This is a genomic window from Serratia marcescens, assembly GCF_029846115.1.
GTDB lineage: Bacteria > Pseudomonadota > Gammaproteobacteria > Enterobacterales > Enterobacteriaceae > Serratia > Serratia marcescens_L.
Genome location: NZ_JARVZZ010000001.1, coordinates 2791266 through 2808392, shown reverse-complemented (window position 1 = coordinate 2808392; position 17127 = coordinate 2791266). Strand labels below are relative to the sequence as shown.

Below are 17127 nucleotides of genomic sequence, written 5' to 3'. Positions count from 1 at the left end.
AAAAAATCCGCTGTAACCGTCGTGTTGAGGGCAACGGCACCAGGACGGTCCTTATGACCGACGTTTGTCATTCTCAGAAGAGAGGTTACCGCCAGTGAATCACGCCACTTATGCCGCTCCAGCGCTCAACGCCGCCATCCGCAAAACCTGGCACAGGCTGGTGCCCTTGATGTTCGCCATGTACTTCATCGCGTTTATCGACAGGGTTAACGTCGGCTTTGCCAAGGACGCGATGGCCATCGATATCGCGCTGTCGCAATCCGCCTTTGCATTGGGTGCCGGGATATTTTTTGCCGCCTATGCGCTGTTCGGCATCCCGGCCAACCTGCTGATGAACCGCTGGGGCGCCAAACGCTGGCTCAGCGCCACCACTGCGTTATGGGGGGCGCTGTCGGCCTGCACCGGGCTGGTGACCAACGAACAGCAATTTATCGCCCTGCGGTTTCTACTGGGGATCGCCGAAGCCGGCTTTTATCCCGGCATCCTGCTGCTGGCGTCGATCTATTTTCCCAATAAGGTGCGCGCCTCGGTCATTGGCATTTTCGTGCTCGGCGTGCCGGCGGCCCTGACGCTCGGCTCACCGCTGTCGGGGGCATTGCTGGAGATGCACGGCGTGTTGGGTAAACCCGGCTGGTTCTGGATGTTCGTGCTGGAAGGGCTGCCGGCCGTCGCCCTCGGCATCTTCGCCTTTTTCTATCTCGACGATAACCCACGGCAGGCTCGCTTTTTGACTGAGGAAGAACGCACGGCGCTGGTCGCACAGTTGGCCGCCGAACAGCAGCAAACCGAAACCAGCAGCGTCAAAGCGGCGATGAGAAGCGGCAAAGTTTGGCATCTGGCGTTGATCTACGGCACCCTGCAGATCGGCGTGTACGGCCTGATGTTTTTCCTGCCGTCGCAGGTCGCCTCGCTGATGGGCACCCATCTCGGCTTCAAGGCCTCGCTGGTGGCCGCCATTCCCTGGGCGTTCTCCGCGCTGGGCGTCTATTTCCTGCCGCGCTATGCCGACAGAAACACCGCCAGAAGATTACCGATCGCCGTCGGGTGCATGGTCGCGGCGGCGCTGGGGTTGGTGGTTTCTTCCTATGCCGGCCCTCTGCTCGCTATCGTCGCCCTGAGCTGCTGCGCAGTCAGTTTTCTGGCGGTACAGCCGATTTTCTGGACGTTTCCCGCGCAGCTGCTCACCGGCCCGGCGCTGGCGGCTGGCATCGGCTTTTGCACCACGCTCGGCGCGGCGTTCAGCTTTTTAGCCCCGCTGATCCGCACCGAGGCGGAACAGCGTTTTCACAGCCCGCATGCCGGGCCGCTGGTGCTGGCCGCCTTTGCACTGCTGTGCGCCGCGCTGTTGTGGGCGCTCAAAAACCGGCGCGCCGACGTGCGCAAGCAAGACGCAGAGATTGCCGGATAGCGGCGCGTTATTTAGCCATTATTGAACCTGTGGATGGGACACTGGCACTCAGCCCTCTCGCCCACAGGTGTTAAATGAATGAATTGACACACATTATCGCCAAATACAGCCCGAATCCAGAGATGTTGCTGCTGCTGATTTTCCTGTTTGCGCTGGGTAAATCCGTGATCTTCGTTTCCTCCGTCCTGCCGCCCGCCTCGGTCACGCTGCTGATGGGCATCGTTGCGGGCAAGCACGCGCTGCCTGTCGGCGCCGTTTGGGCGGCCATCACCCTCGGGGCCGCGCTGGGATCGATCTTGTCGTTCCACTGCGGCGCGCTGCTATGCCGCCGCGATCTTGGCAGCCGGCTACCGGCGCGTTTTCATGCGCCTCTGCGCAAAGCCCAGCGCGCCCTGCAAAAAAGAGGGCTGCCGTTGCTGTTCGCCTCGCGTTTTCTGGCGGTAATGCGCTATACCGTACCGCTGATGGCCGGCATGCTGAAGCTGCCGCTGGGGCGCGTCTATGCCACCGCCGCGCTCTCGGCCGCCGCCTGGGCGCTGCTCTTGATGTCGGCTGCGCATGTATTCCCCGCATCTTGACCTGAAAGATTCTTGGGCAAATGACCGCTCCATGCGCCGACGTTGCGCCAGCGCACAGCCTCTCTTGCCGTATAAACTGCGGTGCAACACCGCAGTTTGCGCCAGATCACCTTTCTGAACATCAGTCGAAAAATGCGAATTTTTTTGCAAAAAGCGCGCTTAAAACGGCGCAATGAGGAAACAAGCAGAGAAAAGCCTGGGCGTAACACGCTGATTTGGTTGGTGGGTCGTACAGGGTTCGAACCTGTGGCCCATGGATTAAGAGTCAACGGCTCTACCGACTGAGCTAACGACCCAACGAGGTAAATTGCCCTCTTCGCCGCCATCGCTGTCAAACGCTTACACTCATTACTTTTTCTCATGCGAATTTTGCAACCCTTTGTTTAATCAACGAGATAAGCCGCATAAGGTCTGTTCATCCCATCTTTTGAAGAGTAATCTTCCGCTCCCTGAACGTCCGATTTGCCTCCTCCGTGTAAAGATTGTTCGACTTTTATCCCGCGTATAAATGTTGTAAACATGTTGCACAAAGGTGGCGTTATTGCACTACCTTACTAAAGCCGGACCAACCGGATAAATGTATAAAAAAGAGCCACTTCAGAGCTCACGACTTCACTAATGACAGGTAAAACAGGACATCATCAGATGGTAGATCACTCTAAAATAGCGACTGACGCGACGCCCGCTTCAGAAGATCATCTACGGCGAAACCTCACTAACCGACATATTCAACTGATCGCCATCGGCGGCGCCATCGGCACCGGCCTGTTTATGGGCTCCGGTAAAACCATCAGCCTGGCCGGCCCTTCGATCATCTTCGTGTACATGATCATCGGCTTTATGCTGTTCTTCGTGATGCGCGCCATGGGCGAGCTGCTGCTGTCCAACCTGGAATACAAATCGTTCAGCGATTTCGCTGCGGATCTGCTCGGCCCGTGGGCCGGGTTCTTCACCGGCTGGACCTACTGGTTCTGCTGGGTGGTCACCGGCATCGCCGACGTCGTGGCGATCACCGCCTACGCCCAGTTCTGGTTCCCCGGGCTGTCGCAATGGATCGCTTCGCTGCTGTGCGTGCTGTTGCTGCTTGGCCTTAACCTGGCGACCGTGAAGATGTTCGGCGAAATGGAGTTCTGGTTTGCGATGATCAAAATCGTCGCCATCGTCGGGCTGATCGTCGCCGGGCTGGTGATGATCGCCATGCAGTTCCAGTCGCCGACCGGCACCGTGGCCTCATTCACCCATCTGTGGAATGACGGCGGCATGTTCCCGAAAGGCATCAGCGGCTTCTTCGCCGGCTTCCAGATTGCGGTATTCGCCTTCGTCGGCATTGAGCTGGTGGGCACCACCGCCGCAGAAACCAAGGATCCGGAGAAATCGCTGCCGCGCGCCATCAACTCGATTCCTATCCGCATCATCATGTTCTACGTGTTCGCCCTGATCGTCATCATGTCGGTGACGCCGTGGAATTCCGTGGTGGCGGACAAGAGCCCGTTCGTTGAATTGTTCGTGCTGATCGGCCTGCCGGCTGCGGCCAGCGTGATCAACTTCGTGGTGCTGACCTCCGCCGCCTCTTCCGCCAACAGCGGCGTGTTCTCCACCAGCCGCATGCTGTTCGGGCTGGCGCAGGAAGGCGACGCGCCGAAATCGTTCGCCAACCTGTCCAAGCGCGCGGTGCCGGCCAACGGCCTCACCTTCTCCTGCATCTGCCTGCTGGGCGGCGTGGTGCTGATTTATCTGATCCCGAACGTGATGACGGTCTTCACCCTGGTGACCACCGTATCGGCGATTCTGTTCATGTTCGTCTGGACCATCATCCTGTGTTCGTACCTGGTCTACCGTAAACAGCGCCCGGCGCTGCACCAGAAATCGATCTACAAGATGCCTGCCGGCAAGCTGATGTGCTGGGTGTGCATGGCGTTCTTCGTGTTCGTGCTGGTGCTGCTTTCGCTGCGCGAAGACACCCGCCAGGCGCTGATCGTCACCCCGCTGTGGTTCATCGTGCTCGGCCTGTCTTACGTGTTCCTGCGCAAGAAGAAAACCGCGTGATGCAAAAAGGGGCGGATATCTCCGCCCCTTACTTCTTTTTGTGCCTCTGCGCTAATCCGCTTCCGTCGCCACCGCCGCTTTATCCTTGCGCCGCACGCGCAGTTCGCTGACCACCACCCCAATCACGATCAACGCGCCCCCCAATAACGCCACGCCCGGCAAACGCTCCCCGGCCAACCGCCCGACGATGCCCGCCCAGACCGGTTCGCCGGCGTAAATCACCGTGGCCCGCGTCGGCGAAACGCTGCGCTGCGCCCAGTTCATGGTCAGCTGAATCAAGGCGCTGGCCAGCCCCAGCCCAATGGCGCTGTACAGCAGGTAATCCGAATACGGCGGCGGCGACTCGCCGGTCGGTGCCATCATCAAAAATGAAGCCAGCGAGGCGGTCGCCAGCTGCACGATGGTCACCCGGCGGATATTCACCTTGCCGGCGAAAGCGCCGATCAAAATGATCTCTGCCGCCATGCCCAGGGTGCCGGCCAGCGTCAGAATTTCGCCGAGGCTCAGCGTCATGTCGGTGCTGCTCGGCGCCGCCAGCAGCATCAGGCCGGTAAAGGCCAGCAGAATGCCGATCCACGACATAATGCCGGGGAACCGCCCCAGCACCAACCATTGCAACAGTGGCACGATCGGCACGTACATGGCGGTGATAAACGCCGATTGGCTGCTGGTGATGGTCTGCAGGCCGACGGTTTGCATGCTGTAGCCGAACATGATCGCCAGCCCAATCAGCCCGCCCGCCTTCAGTTCATACAGGGTCAGGCCGCGCAACACGCGCAGCGAAAACAGGGTCAGCGCCAGCGTGGCGGTGGCGAAACGCAGGCCGACGAAAAAGAACGGCCCGCTGACCTGCATCGCATGATGCACCGCCAAAAAGGTGCCGCCCCAGATCATGGTGATGAAAATCAACACCGCCTCCGGCAGCCTGATTTGCGGAACCACGGTGGAAATAAAGGATTTTTTTGCTGCTGACACCGGCTTGCCCTTCCTGCTGAGTGCAATATAATGCACAGATCCTGCCAGTATGAGATAAAGTCCGGCGATGAGCAATACGGCGCATAACGCAAAAACCGATCCCCCCAAGGTGCTGCAGTACCTGAGCAGCAACCTGCGCGGATACCGCCAACGGGCGGGCCTGAGCCAGATGGCGCTGGCCGAGCTTTCCGGCGTCAGCCGCCGCATGCTGGCGGGCATCGAGGCCGGCGATCGCAACGTCAGCCTGGCGGTGCTCGATAAGATCGCCGCCGCCCTGACGATTTCCTTCACCGATCTGATCCAGGCGCCGGAAGCGCGCGGCAGCCATCTGGTGGGGGAACTGGCCTGGCAAGGCGCGAAGCCGGGCAGCCAGGCGCTGTTCGCCGCCAGCGTACCGGCGCGGCAGCGGGCCGAGCTGTGGGAATGGACGCTGATGCCGGGCGAGCGCTATGACTCTGCGCCGGACGCCGAAGGCTGGAGCGAAATGATCTACGTGATTGCCGGTACCCTGACGCTGGAGCTGGAACAAGATACGCTGACGCTCACCGCCGGCGCCGCGCAAACCTTCAACAGCGATCAACGCTACGCTTACGCCAACCACGGCGACCAGCCCCTGCGCTTTATCCGCAACGTCGCCTTCTGACTGCCCGCCGGCCCGCGCCGGCGGCGGATGTCGTCTCGCTGTCGTGCCGCTGTCGTGGCGCCGCCACCCCGCTCGCCCTACACTGAATGAAAGTGACAGCGAACTCAGGAGTGCACCATGCAAAAGTACCGCATCAGGCCATTACGTCTGGAAAAAGGCTGGTCGCAGGAGCAGCTGGCGACGATCGCCGGCCTCAGCACCCGCACCGTCCAGCGGATTGAAAACGGTGAACAGGCCAGCCTGGAAACCTTGACCGCGATCGCTGCCGCGCTGGGCGTGCAGGTCAGCGATCTCAATGCGCAGCCGCAACAGGTAATGGAGGAGGAGACGCCTGACGAACAGCGTATTCGTCGCCAGGTCGCGGCAGAAGGCAAACTGCTGAGCATGGCGGTGCGTTTCGCCGTGATTGGCGTGATGTTGTTCGCCATCAATGGGTTTACCCACCCGCAATATCTCTGGTCGCTGTGGGCGATCGGCGGCATGAGCCTCGCGCTGGTCATGCGGGCGGTGCGCACCCTGCTGCTACGCAATGTCTTCAGCCGCTGGCAGGAACAGCGGCTGGCGCACAAGCTGCGGCGCTTGCCCTGAATCCGCCATTCGACAAAACCAAATTCGTCATTCGCTTCTATGCTTATCAAGGGTTTTTGTTAATCATCTGAGCGGGAGTACGGAACATGACGAAAGTGTTGGTGCTTTATTACTCAATGTACGGCCATATCGAACACCTGGCGCAGGCGGTGGCCGAAGGCGCGAATCGGGTTAACGGCGTGGACGTGACGATTAAACGCGTGCCGGAAACCATGACGCCGGAGGCCTTTGCCAAAGCCGGGGGCAAACAACATCAGCAGGCGCCGATCGCCAGCCCGCAGGAGCTGGCGGACTATGACGGCATTATCTTCGGCACGCCGACCCGCTTCGGCAATATGGCCGGGCAGATGCGCACCTTCCTCGATCAGACCGGCGGCCTGTGGGCTTCCGGCGCGTTGTACGGCAAGGTAGGCAGCGTCTTCTCCTCTACCGGCACCGGCGGCGGCCAGGAACACACCATCAGTTCCACCTGGACCACGCTGGCGCACCACGGTTTCATCATCGTGCCGATCGGCTATGCCACGCCAGAGCTGTTTGACGTTTCGCAGGTACGCGGCGGCACCCCGTATGGCGCCACCACCATCGCCGGCGCCGACGGTTCGCGGCAACCGAGCAACGAAGAGTTGACCATTGCCCGCTATCAGGGCGAGCACGTGGCAAAAATCACCGCCAAGCTGAAAAGTTAAGCACCCTCCTGCGCCTGTGATTCAAAGGGCCGCGCATTCGCACGGCCCCATCTTGTTGCCGACCCGCCGCAAGGTTAGAATGCCCGTCCCCCGGCCATTCAGCGTCTGAAGGCCAGGCCCGAATTCGTTCTGCCCGTCGCTCATCCGCTTTCAGCCCGAGGACGGGCGTTCTGTTTTTTGCGCACAGCGAAGGGAATAAGTCAGTGTCTAAAGATTTTGATGAACTAATAAGAGACATGGATCTTATTATTGAAAATGTAGACAGCTTCAAGGCTCTGGCTCCGCGCGCGCCCGAGCCGGCTCCGGCCCCGCCGCCGCCGGTTCATCACTACGACTCGTTCTGCGAGAACATCGCGCTGAAAGTGGTCTTGAAGGTGCTGCTGTCTTCGGTGGACAAGATAGTCAAAGTGCAAATCGCCAACAAGGTCGAGCAAGAGATCGCCCAGATCGAACAGCAGGTGGTGCGCGCCGGCGGCGGCCCGGTGTCGCCGGACGATCTGGCGCAAATGACGCACTATGTGCGCCGCACGGTCAACGACCTGCTGGAGTAATTCTCCCCCCTTTGAAACGGCGTCTGTTGGACGCCGTTTTCATTTTTGCCGCATTTTACGTGCAGCATGGCTGTACTATGACTGACACATTCACAACATGAATATGTTGCATTGTTGTATTCGTTTCACTGCGATAAGTTTAATTTACTGTAAATATATACAGTATTTTTTAACTTATTGAGGATATGAATATGCGCTTTAACAACAATATGTTGGCCCTGGCCGCCCTGCTGTTCGCCGCACAGGCGTCGGCCGACACGCTCGAATCCATCGACAACTGCGCGGTCGGCTGCCCGACCGGCGGCAGCAGCAACGTGTCGATCGTGCGTCATGCTTATACGTTGAACAACAACAGCACAACCAAGTTCGCCAACTGGGTGGCCTATCACATCACCAAAGACACGCCGGCCAGCGGCAAGACGCGCAACTGGAAAACCGACCCGGCGCTCAATCCGGCCGACACCCTGGCGCCCGCCGATTACACCGGCGCCAACGCGGCGCTGAAGGTCGATCGCGGTCATCAGGCGCCGCTGGCCTCGCTGGCGGGCGTTTCCGACTGGGAATCGCTGAACTACCTGTCCAACATCACGCCGCAAAAGTCCGATCTTAACCAGGGCGCCTGGGCGCGGCTGGAAGATCAGGAACGCAAGCTGATCGATCGCGCCGACATCTCCTCGGTCTATACCGTGACCGGGCCGTTGTATGAGCGCGATATGGGCAAACTGCCGGGCACCCAGAAAGCGCACACCATCCCCAGCGCCTACTGGAAGGTGATTTTCATCAACAACAGCCCAGCGGTAAACCACTATGCCGCTTTCCTGTTCGATCAGAACACGCCGAAGGGCGCCGATTTCTGCCAATTCCGCGTGACGGTGGACGAGATCGAGAAACGTACCGGCCTGATCATCTGGGCCGGTCTGCCGGACGACGTACAGGCTTCGCTGAAGAGCAAGCCCGGCGTCCTGCCGGACCTGATGGGCTGCAAAAACTGACGAAAAAACCCGCCGAGGCGGGTTTATTTTTCATACGGACGCCGGCGGTTTATTCCGTCAGCGCCTTTTGCGCGGCGGCCAACTCACGCTGCCGGGGCGACGCCACCGCGTGATCGCGCGCCAACAGTGTGTACACCGTCGGCAGCACAAACAGGGTGAACAGCGTGCCCACCAGCATGCCGGACACGATCACCAGCCCCAGGCCGAAGCGGCTGGCAGCCCCGGCGCCGCTGGCGAACAGCAGCGGGATCAAGCCGAACACCATCGCCCCGGTGGTCATCAGCACCGGCCGCAGGCGAATTTGCGCCGCCTGCAAAATCGCGGCGCGCCGCGTCAGCCCCTGATGCATCTGCAGTTCGTTGGCGAACTCCACCATCAGAATACCGTGCTTGCTGATCAGCCCGATCAGGGTCACCAGCCCGACTTGGGTATAGATGTTCATCGTGGCGTAACCCAGCGCCAGCGGCAGCAAGGCGCCGCAGATCGACAGCGGCACGGTGATGAGGATGATCAGCGGATCCTTCAGGCTCTCATACTGCGCCGCCAGCACCAGGTAGATGATCACCAACGCCGCCAGGAACGCGAACGCCAGCGCGCTGCCTTCCTGGGTATATTGGCGCGAATCCCCCTGCCAGTCGTGGCTAAATTCGGCCGGCAGCGCATTGGCCTGCCGTTCGAGGAAGGCCACCGCTTCGCCCATCGAAACGCCGGGTGCGGGAATGGCCTGCAGGGTGGCGGCGTTCTGCTGGTTAAACTGGGTCAGCTTGTTCGGTTCGACCTTAACGGCCACCGACACCACGGTGGAGAGCGGCACCAGCGTATTGTCCTGCGTGCGGACGTACTGCCGCGCCAGCGCCTGCGGCGTCAGCCGCTGTTCGCGCAGGCTCTGCGGGATGACGTCATAGGCGCGCCCGTCCATACCGAAGCGGTTGAGGTAGTTCTCTCCCACCAGCACCGCCAGCGATTCGCCGATGTCACTCATGCGGATCCCCAGGCTGTTGGCCTTGGCGCGATCGATATGCACCTCCGCCAGCGGGTTGTTGTAGTCCAGATCGCTGTCCACCACCATAAACAGGCCGCTGTTTCTGGCGTTCTGCTTCACCTCTTCCAGGGTGCGGTACAGTTGCGGGTAGTCCTGCGGCGTGCGCAGCACCATCTGCACCGGCAGCCCGCCGGTGGAGCCCGGCAGCGCGGGCAGTTGGAAGGCGAAAATGCTGGTGCCTTCGACGTCGTTCACCGCCCGCTGCAGATCGGCCTGCACCGCCGACGCCGAGCGCTGGCGCGCCTGCCACAGCGTCAGGTTGATGCCGCCGATGCCGGACGCCGTGCCGTCGCTGCCGTTGATGATCCAGCGGCTTTCGGTTTCCGGCATGCGGTTGTAAACCTCGTCCAGCTTGTAGGCAAAGCGTTCGACATAGTTCAGGTTGGCATGCTGCGGCGCTTTGATGGCGGTCAGTACGATGGCCTGATCCTCCGTCGGCGCCAGCTCGCGCTGCGGCATCAGGTACAGCAGCGGCAGACTGATCATCACCAGCAGCGCCAGCGCGCCGGTCACCCAACGGTGGTGCAGCGAAAAATCCAGCGCGCGCGCATAGCGCCGCGTCAGGCCACCGAAGAACCACTCGGCGGCGCGCGCCACGCGCCCTTCGCTCTGTTTGGCCGGCAGCAGGAGCGAACTCATTACCGGCGACAACGTCAGCGCCACCACGCCGGACACCACCACCGCGCCGGCCAGCGTCAGCGCGAACTCGCGAAACAGCGCGCCGGTCAGACCGCCCATCAGGCCGATCGGCGCGTAGACCGCCGCCAGCGTCAGGGTCATGGCGATCACCGGCCCCGCCACTTCGCGCGCGCCGATCATCGCCGCCGCCAGCGGCGTTTTCCCTTCTTCGATATGACGATGCACGTTCTCCACCACCACGATGGCGTCGTCCACCACCAGACCGATCGCCAAAACCATCGCCAGCAGCGTCAGCAAGTTGACGCTGAAGCCGAAGGCCAGCATCAGCCCGGCGGCGCCAAGGATCGACAGCGGAATGGTCACCACCGGGATCAGCACGGTGCGCAGCGATCCCAGACACAGGTAGATCACCGCCACCACGATCGCCAGCGCTTCGATCAGGGTGTGCACCACTTCATCAATCGAGGCCTGGATAAAGCGTGCGGTTTCGAACGCCAGCGCCATTTTCACGCCCGGCGGCTGCATCTTGTCGATCGCCGGCATCAGGTGACGAATGCCGTCGACGATCACCAGCGGGTTGCCGGTCGGCGTGGGGAAGACGCCGAGGAACACCGCCGGTTCGCCATCCATCAGCGCGCTGGTTTCCGTGGCCGCCGCGCCCAGCTCGACGGTGCCGACGTCTTTCAGGCGCACCAGGCCGTTGCCGTCGTTGCGCACCACCAGATTGCGAAACTCCTCCACGCTGGTGAGATCGGTATTCACCCGCACGTTGGCAACCACATACTGCCCTTTCACCTTGCCCGGTGCCGCCTGGTAGTTGTTGCGCCGCACCGCGTCGGCCACGTCGGCGGCGGTTAGGCCGCGGCCGGCCAGCCGATCGCTGTCCAGCCACAGGCGCATCGCCATTTTTTGCCCGCCGAACACTTCCACCTTGGCGACGCCATCGATAGTGGTGAACATCGGCTCCACCACCCGCGTCAGGTATTCGCTCAGCGCCGGCGTGGACAGCGTTTTACTGGAAAAGCCGACATAGGCCACGGCGGTAGCTTCACCGGCGGAGCGCTCAATCACCGGATCGTAAGCCTGCTCCGGCAGCTTGTAGCGTACCTGGTTGACCTTGGCCATCACTTCGGTCAACGCTTGGGTCGAATCGCGGTTCAGCGCCATGCGCACCGTCACCACGCTACGCCCCTGTACCGAGGAGGAAGAAAGGTAGTCAACGCCCTCGACGGACGACACCGCCTGAGCGATCGGCTGCGTGACAAAGCCCTGCATTAGCTCGGACGACGCGCCGGGATAGTCGGTACTGATGGTGATGGTGGAGTTTTCCAACAGCGGGTATTGGCGGATCGGGAGTTGGCTGAGCGCCAGCGCGCCGAACAACAGGATCAGGGTGCTGACCACCAGCGCCAGCACCGGCCGGCGCACGAACAGATCGGTAAATGTCATCGGTCTCTCCTCAAGAACCGGCCTGGGCGGCGTTCAGCGTATCCTGCGCCACCGGTTCGGCCGCCATGCCGTCGCTCAGCTTGAGCTGACCCGAGGTCACCACCCGCTCGCCTTCCTGCAGGCCGCTGACGATCTCGACGCGCCCGTCGTTGCGCTCACCCACGGCGACCGAAACCCGTTTGACCGTCATGCCCTTTTCACCCTGCTGCGCCACGAACACGGTATCACCGTAGGCCGTGTAGGTCAGCGCCGTTTCCGGCACCGTCAACACCGCCACGCGCTGCTGCTGCGTGACGCGAATGCCGGCGTACATGCCGGCCTTCAGCAACCCTTGGCGGTTGGTCAACGTCGCCTGCACCTGCACGGTGCGGGATTTGCCGATCATCGGGTCGATAGCGGTAATGGCGGCGGGGAAAGCGCGATCGGGATACGCCCCAACCTGCACCGACACCGCCTGCCCCAGCGCCAGCCCGGCGCTGCTTTGTTCGTCCAGCGAGAAGTTGACGCGCAGCGTATCGGCGTCCACCAGGTTCGCCACCGCGTCGGCGGCGTTGAGGTATTGCCCTTCATGCACGCGGCGAATGCCGATGGTGCCGGCGAACGGCGCGCGGATCGCCTTTTGCGCGATTTTGGCCCGCGTTTCCTGCACCGCACCGAGCGCCATATCCCGTTCGGCCAGCGCATCGTCCAACTGTTGCCGCGCGGTGGCGTTGAGGTTCATCAGCTTGCGCATACGCGCCAACAGCAGATCGGCATTGCGCAATTGCGCCTGCAGGCGCACCAGCTCAGCCTGCTCGACCGCATCGTTGAGCTGCACCAGCAGCTGTCCCTGCCGCACCGTTTGGCCGGATTCAAACAAAATGCGCGTGATGCGCCCGCTGGTCTCCGCTGCCACTGCCACCTGGCTGGCCGCCTCCAGCTCGCCCACGCCGGCATAGCTGCGCGCCGCCTGTTCACGCACGGCAGGCGCCAGCGCCACTTTCACCGGCGGATAGGCCGGCGCGCCTTCGTTTTGTCGCGCGGTGGAACGCATCGCCACGGCGGCGACGGCGAGCGTCGCCAGCAGCGCGGCAATAATGAGGTATCGTTTCATCATGTAACGGTTTCTTCCTGATTTTACAGCCAAAGTCATCCTTCCCCCGACGCAGCGCAGGCAGGTGACAAGAGATGCCGGTTGCCAAGCCCGGCTGGCTGCACTATAAAACCTCAGGTTAACTTGAGGTCAAGCTAAGGAACGTGGAATGGCAAGAAATGAACCGATTGACACCTATCGGCTATTGACCGTGGGGGAAGTGGCGAAGCGCAGCGGTGTGGCGGTATCCGCGCTGCACTTTTACGAGAGTAAGGGGCTGATTCAGGCAACGCGCAACGCCGGTAACCAGCGCCGCTACACGCCGGTGGTCTTGCGCTACATCGCGGTGATCAAAATCGCGCAAAGCGCGGGCATTCCGCTGGAGGAGATCCGCGCCACGCTGGGCCGCTTTCCCACCGGCAGCAAGCTGACCTCCGAACAATGGGGGATTTTGTCCTCCGCCTGGCGCAAAACGCTGGATGAGCGCATTCAGCGGCTGACGGTGCTGCGCGACCATCTCGACAGCTGCATCGGCTGCGGCTGCCTGTCGCTCACCGACTGCCCGCTGCGCAACCCAAACGATATTTTGGGCCAACAGGGCGCCGGCGCGCATATTTTCGAACGCCCGACGGAACACCGGTGAACGAAGCAGGTTGCGCACCGGTTCTCCCAGCCCCGAGCCTCTCAGGGATAGATGATATTCAACGTGGCCGAGGTGTTGATTTCCCCCTGCGTGACGCCATCGCGCTGATAAGGGTAATAATAAGCCCCCATGCCAATGATGAAGTGACTGTTCAGGCTGCCGCCGGCGGCGACGTGAAACAGTGAGATGGCGCGATCGGCAGAGCATTCCTGCTGCATATTCTGGCAGCTGATATTCAGCGAGAACGGCGTGTAGCCGGGTTGGTTGTTACTCAGCACCTGCGCCATGCCCATTTTAGGCAATCTGGCCGTCAGGCTGACGTTGAGGGGGGAGTAGAGAGGCAGCGAAGAAACACAATGGGGCGCACTCGTGGCAAACGCGCCCCAGATACCGGTTGGGCAGGGGGAGCTATTTTACCGACATATCCGTACGGACGATGCCGTGATTTTTCATCACCTCTTCCATGGTGAGATTCTCGTCGTACGGCGTATCATCTACCACGACGTCTTGCGGGCGCACATAAGGTTTGGTCGCACGCTTGAACATCCACCACCACACAAACACCAGGAAAGCGCCAGACTTCAGAAAAATCATGGTCCATAAGGCGACTTGATACCAATTCATCTCTGTCTCCATAGAGCATTAAGCGGAATAGATAAGGCGGCGTTGATTATCGCACCGGTCACGCCTGACAACAGCAGGCATCCGAGCGGCCGACCTTGATGAACGCATAATCTCACCGATACGAGGCCCTTATCAATAGCCGATCGCGTTTCCTGCAAAAGCGCCCCAGTTTCTGCGCACGCAAAAGCAAAAAACCCCGTGCTCAGAGAGCACGGGGTCAGAATGTATGGCGGAGGAGCAGAGATTCGAACTCTGGAACGGTTTCCCGTCGACGGTTTTCAAGACCGTTGCCTTCAGCCACTCGGCCACCCCTCCGCAACGACGCGCACTATAAACAGACCTCATACGCTTGTAAAGCCCGGGCGCGTTCAACCGCGCGAAAAATCGGCGAAGGTGCAGCAAACGGCGAACAAACGCACATCCGCAGCGTCTGCTGTTGCAACAATGATAACTAAGGGTAAAGATTGGTAAACAAACTTTAATCAAGCGCTTGCGCTGCCTATTATCGGGATTATTTTGTGATGGCTTGATAAGAGAGAGCATTATGGACCGCATTGTCGTCTCATCTTCTTCGCGCGACTCGCTGCTCAGCACGCATAAAGTCCTGCGCAACACCTATTTCCTGTTATCCCTGACGCTGGCCTTCTCAGCCCTGACCGCAACCGCCAGCACGATGCTGGGTCTACCGGCGCCGGGTTTGTTGCTGATGCTGGTCGGTTTCTATGGCCTGATGTTCCTGACCCATAAACTGGCCAACAGCCCGGCGGGCATTCTGGCGGCGTTCGCGCTGACCGGCTTCATGGGATACGCCCTCGGCCCAATTCTCAGCTCGTTCCTGAACGCCGGCGCGGGCGACCTGATCATGCTGGCGCTGGGCGGCACCGCAGCGGTGTTCTTCTGCTGCTCGGCGTATGTGCTGACCACCCGTAAAGACATGTCGTTCCTGTCCGGCATGATGATGGCCGGTTTTGTGGTACTGCTGGTGGCGGTGATCGCCAACCTGTTCCTGCAGATCCCTGCCCTGCACCTGGCTATCAGCGCGCTGTTCATCCTGTTCTCCGCCGGCGCGATCCTGTGGGAAACCAGCAACATCATTCACGGCGGCGAGACCAACTACATTCGCGCCACCGTTAGCCTGTACGTGTCGCTCTACAACATGTTCATCAGCCTGTTGAGCATTCTGGGCTTCGCCCGCAGTAACTGATTGCACGTTACGCATGCCTTCCTGGCCCCGCTCCGGCGGGGCTTTGTTTTTTGCGGCCGAAAAAATTTGCTAAACTGGCGGCCGTTCCGAATTATCCGTTATCGAGGCAGTATGTTGGAGTTTGAAGGTCAGGTTATCGACACTGACGCGCAGGGCTATTTGAAAAACAGCGCCGACTGGCATGAAGGCCTAGCGCCGCTGCTGGCCGCTCAGGAAGAGATCGTGCTCACCGAAGCACACTGGGAAGTGGTACGCTTCGTGCGCGACTTCTATCAGGAATTTAATACCTCACCGGCTATTCGCATGCTGGTCAAAGCCATGGCGCAGAAATACGGCGAAGAAAAAGGCAACAGTCGCTATCTGTATCGCCTGTTCCCAAAGGGGCCGGCCAAACAAGCCACCAAGATCGCCGGATTGCCGAAACCGGTAAAATGCATCTGACCGCTCCGCCCGCAGCGCCGCGGCAGGCGGGCATTCAATAGCGAATGCCAAACCCGGCGTAATCGGCCACGCCCTGCGGCTCCAGCAGCACGCGTTCGACGCGCGCGCTGCGCGGGCCGCCCTGTTTCAGCCATTCGACCAGCTTGTCCACCTGCGCCTGTGCGCCGCAGGCCACCACCTCGACGCTGCCGTCATCAAGATTGCGCGCATAACCGGTCACCCCCAGCGCCTCAGCCTGCCGCTGGGTGGAATAGCGGAACCCGACCCCCTGCACCACGCCATACACATACGCAGCTATGCAAACTTGTGTCATAATCGCCCCTGTTATCTTGTCTAAAGAATAAGTATGTATTGAGTATAGAAACTCAATCAAAATATAAAGAGACAATGAGCCAGAGGACAACAATTTGTCTAATAGAGGCTTGCGTGAAAAGTGGACGGCCGAGTCCCCTCGGCCGGGACAAACGTTCTATTTTTCAGCGGGTAACCAGTTGGCCCTCTCCCCGTAAAAGAAAGAGTCGATAAATCTGCTTTTGCCACGCAAGCGGATAAATATGATGACCAGAGCGAAAATAATGGCCGTTACGCTGAGATAGAAACCTAACGTATCCTTATCGACCATTGCTCCGACAAGCAAAATGGGTAACACATGCCAAAGATAAATAGGTAGCGATACCTGCCCCACTTGAACCACAAATCCCCCAATTCTCAGCTTCAGGCGTTTACACAAACTCAGCATCAACAACAACAGCGCAGCATTGAATACAAACCATGAGGCGGCATCCAGCAGTGCCCCGTTCGGTTCATAATACCCTAATATGCCTACGGCCAACGCGATAGCGAACAACGCCAGCGGGTTACCGTAAAAACTCTTATCCCCCGCCAGGAAACCTAATAAAAAGAAGGAGTAGTAATAATAGAAACGCTTATCACCAATGAATTTCAGCCAGGCATATTGGTTTTCCAGCGCGTCGGCGTAACAGTACCAGACAATAGACAATACGGCGGAAGTGAACAGAAAGAAACCGAGTAAGAAATTACTCTTATAAATGACCATAGTATATAGCACAAATATGATCACTGCTGGGATATACCAAAGATGATAGTAGGGGTAAAGAAACAGACCGATGAGTTGCTTTAAACCTACTTCTTCTGAGGAGTAAAGAGAATAAACACTGTAAACAACGAACGCCAACACATAAGGAATTATCATTCGCCACTGATACTTTTTCAGCACGCTAATCACGCCGCCATCAAGAAAATAACGCCGAACAAAGTAGCCCGTCACCCCTAGAAAAAGTGGCATATGGAAATAATATATTGCCCCACGCAAACCAACATCAGCGCTGCCTGGCAATAAATGCCCCACAATGACGAGCAAGATAAGCAACCCTTTCAAAAAATCAAACGATAAGCTTCTTTCTTTAATCATTTAAGAAAAATCCTAACATCTAAATAATAAACATCAGGTGCTCAATAACAGATTAAGTTAAGATTTTTGTCCATGAGAAAAAACCTAAAACTCACAAAAAACCTACAAATCACT

The 17127-nt window shown here is 59.5% G+C and carries 18 protein-coding genes and 2 tRNA genes; 11 read left to right on the top strand and 9 right to left on the bottom strand.

Features of this window, described 5'->3' with window-relative positions:
• Positions 1-94: 94 nt before the first annotated feature.
• Positions 95-1408 carry an MFS transporter gene (locus QDT79_RS13145; protein ID WP_107227746.1) on the top strand — a complete coding sequence of 438 codons (1314 nt, stop codon included), beginning with the start codon at positions 95-97 and terminating at the stop codon, positions 1406-1408.
• 74 nt (positions 1409-1482) lie between these two features.
• The gene (locus QDT79_RS13140) at positions 1483-1986 is read left to right on the top strand and encodes a DedA family protein (protein ID WP_107227745.1); all 504 of its coding nucleotides are present in this window, start codon (positions 1483-1485) and stop codon (positions 1984-1986) included.
• 220 nt (positions 1987-2206) lie between these two features.
• On the opposite strand, the gene QDT79_RS13135 is transcribed toward QDT79_RS13140, so the two are convergent.
• Positions 2207-2282: transfer RNA gene (locus QDT79_RS13135), tRNA-Lys, on the bottom strand.
• A 349-nt stretch (positions 2283-2631) separates the two neighbouring features.
• Between QDT79_RS13135 and cycA the strand changes: the two genes are divergently transcribed.
• A complete protein-coding gene (gene cycA, locus QDT79_RS13130) occupies positions 2632-4032 on the top strand; it encodes a D-serine/D-alanine/glycine transporter (RefSeq protein WP_107227744.1) in 1401 nt (466 codons plus the stop codon).
• A 51-nt stretch (positions 4033-4083) separates the two neighbouring features.
• Here cycA and QDT79_RS13125 read toward each other — a convergent pair whose 3' ends face one another.
• Entirely contained in the window at positions 4084-5007 is a 924-nt protein-coding gene (locus QDT79_RS13125; RefSeq protein WP_063989473.1) for a DMT family transporter, read from the bottom strand.
• 67 nt (positions 5008-5074) lie between these two features.
• On the opposite strand from QDT79_RS13125, the gene QDT79_RS13120 reads away from it, so the two are divergent.
• From QDT79_RS13120 to QDT79_RS13100, 5 genes are all read left to right on the top strand, one after another.
• A complete protein-coding gene (locus tag QDT79_RS13120; protein WP_063989472.1) occupies positions 5075-5650 on the top strand; it encodes a helix-turn-helix domain-containing protein in 576 nt (191 codons plus the stop codon).
• Positions 5651-5767: 117 nt separating this feature from the next.
• Entirely contained in the window at positions 5768-6238 is a 471-nt protein-coding gene (locus QDT79_RS13115) for a helix-turn-helix domain-containing protein (protein WP_063989471.1), read from the top strand.
• Between the two features lie 86 nt (positions 6239-6324).
• Positions 6325-6924, top strand: a complete 600-nt coding sequence (gene wrbA, locus QDT79_RS13110) for an NAD(P)H:quinone oxidoreductase (protein WP_063989470.1) — start codon at positions 6325-6327, stop codon at positions 6922-6924.
• 236 nt (positions 6925-7160) lie between these two features.
• Positions 7161-7475: a hypothetical protein gene (locus QDT79_RS13105; protein WP_016928271.1), complete on the top strand. Its 315-nt coding sequence runs from the start codon at positions 7161-7163 to the stop codon at positions 7473-7475.
• A 191-nt stretch (positions 7476-7666) separates the two neighbouring features.
• On the top strand, positions 7667-8467 hold the full coding sequence (locus QDT79_RS13100) for a DNA/RNA non-specific endonuclease (RefSeq protein WP_308316594.1): 801 nt from the start codon (positions 7667-7669) through the stop codon (positions 8465-8467).
• A gap of 49 nt (positions 8468-8516) precedes the next feature.
• Here the strand turns inward: QDT79_RS13100 and QDT79_RS13095 are convergent, their stop codons facing one another.
• Together QDT79_RS13095 and QDT79_RS13090 are read right to left on the bottom strand one after the other, a co-directional pair.
• Positions 8517-11597 carry a MexW/MexI family multidrug efflux RND transporter permease subunit gene (locus QDT79_RS13095; RefSeq protein ID WP_107227740.1) on the bottom strand — a complete coding sequence of 1027 codons (3081 nt, stop codon included), beginning with the start codon at positions 11595-11597 and terminating at the stop codon, positions 8517-8519.
• Positions 11598-11607: 10 nt separating this feature from the next.
• Positions 11608-12693, bottom strand: coding sequence for an efflux RND transporter periplasmic adaptor subunit (locus tag QDT79_RS13090; protein ID WP_063989467.1), 1086 nt, complete (start codon positions 12691-12693; stop codon positions 11608-11610).
• 145 nt (positions 12694-12838) lie between these two features.
• On the opposite strand from QDT79_RS13090, the gene soxR reads away from it, so the two are divergent.
• The gene (soxR, locus tag QDT79_RS13085; protein WP_063989466.1) at positions 12839-13312 is read left to right on the top strand and encodes a redox-sensitive transcriptional activator SoxR; all 474 of its coding nucleotides are present in this window, start codon (positions 12839-12841) and stop codon (positions 13310-13312) included.
• 41 nt (positions 13313-13353) lie between these two features.
• Here soxR and QDT79_RS13080 read toward each other — a convergent pair whose 3' ends face one another.
• The 3 genes from QDT79_RS13080 to QDT79_RS13070 form a co-directional block, all read right to left on the bottom strand.
• Positions 13354-13605, bottom strand: a complete 252-nt coding sequence (locus QDT79_RS13080; RefSeq protein ID WP_063989465.1) for a hypothetical protein — start codon at positions 13603-13605, stop codon at positions 13354-13356.
• A gap of 115 nt (positions 13606-13720) precedes the next feature.
• A complete protein-coding gene (locus tag QDT79_RS13075) occupies positions 13721-13936 on the bottom strand; it encodes a hypothetical protein (RefSeq protein ID WP_016928277.1) in 216 nt (71 codons plus the stop codon).
• 227 nt (positions 13937-14163) lie between these two features.
• Positions 14164-14251: transfer RNA gene (locus QDT79_RS13070), tRNA-Ser, on the bottom strand.
• 229 nt (positions 14252-14480) lie between these two features.
• Here QDT79_RS13070 and yccA point away from each other — a divergent pair.
• Both yccA and tusE read left to right on the top strand, forming a co-directional pair.
• Complete coding sequence (gene yccA, locus QDT79_RS13065) at positions 14481-15140, top strand: FtsH protease modulator YccA (RefSeq protein WP_004928091.1); 660 nt, start codon at positions 14481-14483, stop codon at positions 15138-15140.
• Positions 15141-15251: 111 nt separating this feature from the next.
• Positions 15252-15581 carry a sulfurtransferase TusE gene (tusE, locus tag QDT79_RS13060; RefSeq protein WP_004928095.1) on the top strand — a complete coding sequence of 110 codons (330 nt, stop codon included), beginning with the start codon at positions 15252-15254 and terminating at the stop codon, positions 15579-15581.
• A gap of 34 nt (positions 15582-15615) precedes the next feature.
• Here tusE and yccX read toward each other — a convergent pair whose 3' ends face one another.
• Positions 15616-15894 (bottom strand): acylphosphatase, encoded by a 279-nt coding sequence (gene yccX / locus QDT79_RS13055; protein ID WP_063989463.1) that lies wholly within the window; start codon positions 15892-15894, stop codon positions 15616-15618.
• A 156-nt stretch (positions 15895-16050) separates the two neighbouring features.
• Positions 16051-17013 (bottom strand): acyltransferase family protein, encoded by a 963-nt coding sequence (locus QDT79_RS13050; RefSeq protein WP_308316593.1) that lies wholly within the window; start codon positions 17011-17013, stop codon positions 16051-16053.
• Positions 17014-17127 lie beyond the last annotated feature (114 nt).

Coding starts and splice junctions, on each gene's coding strand:
- QDT79_RS13140 (WP_107227745.1), top strand. CDS start 1,483: ATGAATGAATTGACACACATTATCGCCAAATACAGCCCGAATCCAGAG.
- cycA (WP_107227744.1), top strand. CDS start 2,632: ATGGTAGATCACTCTAAAATAGCGACTGACGCGACGCCCGCTTCAGAA.
- QDT79_RS13120 (WP_063989472.1), top strand. CDS start 5,075: ATGAGCAATACGGCGCATAACGCAAAAACCGATCCCCCCAAGGTGCTG.
- QDT79_RS13115 (WP_063989471.1), top strand. CDS start 5,768: ATGCAAAAGTACCGCATCAGGCCATTACGTCTGGAAAAAGGCTGGTCG.
- wrbA (WP_063989470.1), top strand. CDS start 6,325: ATGACGAAAGTGTTGGTGCTTTATTACTCAATGTACGGCCATATCGAA.
- QDT79_RS13105 (WP_016928271.1), top strand. CDS start 7,161: ATGGATCTTATTATTGAAAATGTAGACAGCTTCAAGGCTCTGGCTCCG.
- QDT79_RS13100 (WP_308316594.1), top strand. CDS start 7,667: ATGCGCTTTAACAACAATATGTTGGCCCTGGCCGCCCTGCTGTTCGCC.
- QDT79_RS13095 (WP_107227740.1), bottom strand. CDS start 11,597: ATGACATTTACCGATCTGTTCGTGCGCCGGCCGGTGCTGGCGCTGGTG.
- QDT79_RS13090 (WP_063989467.1), bottom strand. CDS start 12,693: ATGATGAAACGATACCTCATTATTGCCGCGCTGCTGGCGACGCTCGCC.
- soxR (WP_063989466.1), top strand. CDS start 12,839: ATGGCAAGAAATGAACCGATTGACACCTATCGGCTATTGACCGTGGGG.
- QDT79_RS13080 (WP_063989465.1), bottom strand. CDS start 13,605: ATGGGCATGGCGCAGGTGCTGAGTAACAACCAACCCGGCTACACGCCG.
- QDT79_RS13075 (WP_016928277.1), bottom strand. CDS start 13,936: ATGAATTGGTATCAAGTCGCCTTATGGACCATGATTTTTCTGAAGTCT.
- yccA (WP_004928091.1), top strand. CDS start 14,481: ATGGACCGCATTGTCGTCTCATCTTCTTCGCGCGACTCGCTGCTCAGC.
- tusE (WP_004928095.1), top strand. CDS start 15,252: ATGTTGGAGTTTGAAGGTCAGGTTATCGACACTGACGCGCAGGGCTAT.
- yccX (WP_063989463.1), bottom strand. CDS start 15,894: ATGACACAAGTTTGCATAGCTGCGTATGTGTATGGCGTGGTGCAGGGG.
- QDT79_RS13050 (WP_308316593.1), bottom strand. CDS start 17,013: ATGATTAAAGAAAGAAGCTTATCGTTTGATTTTTTGAAAGGGTTGCTT.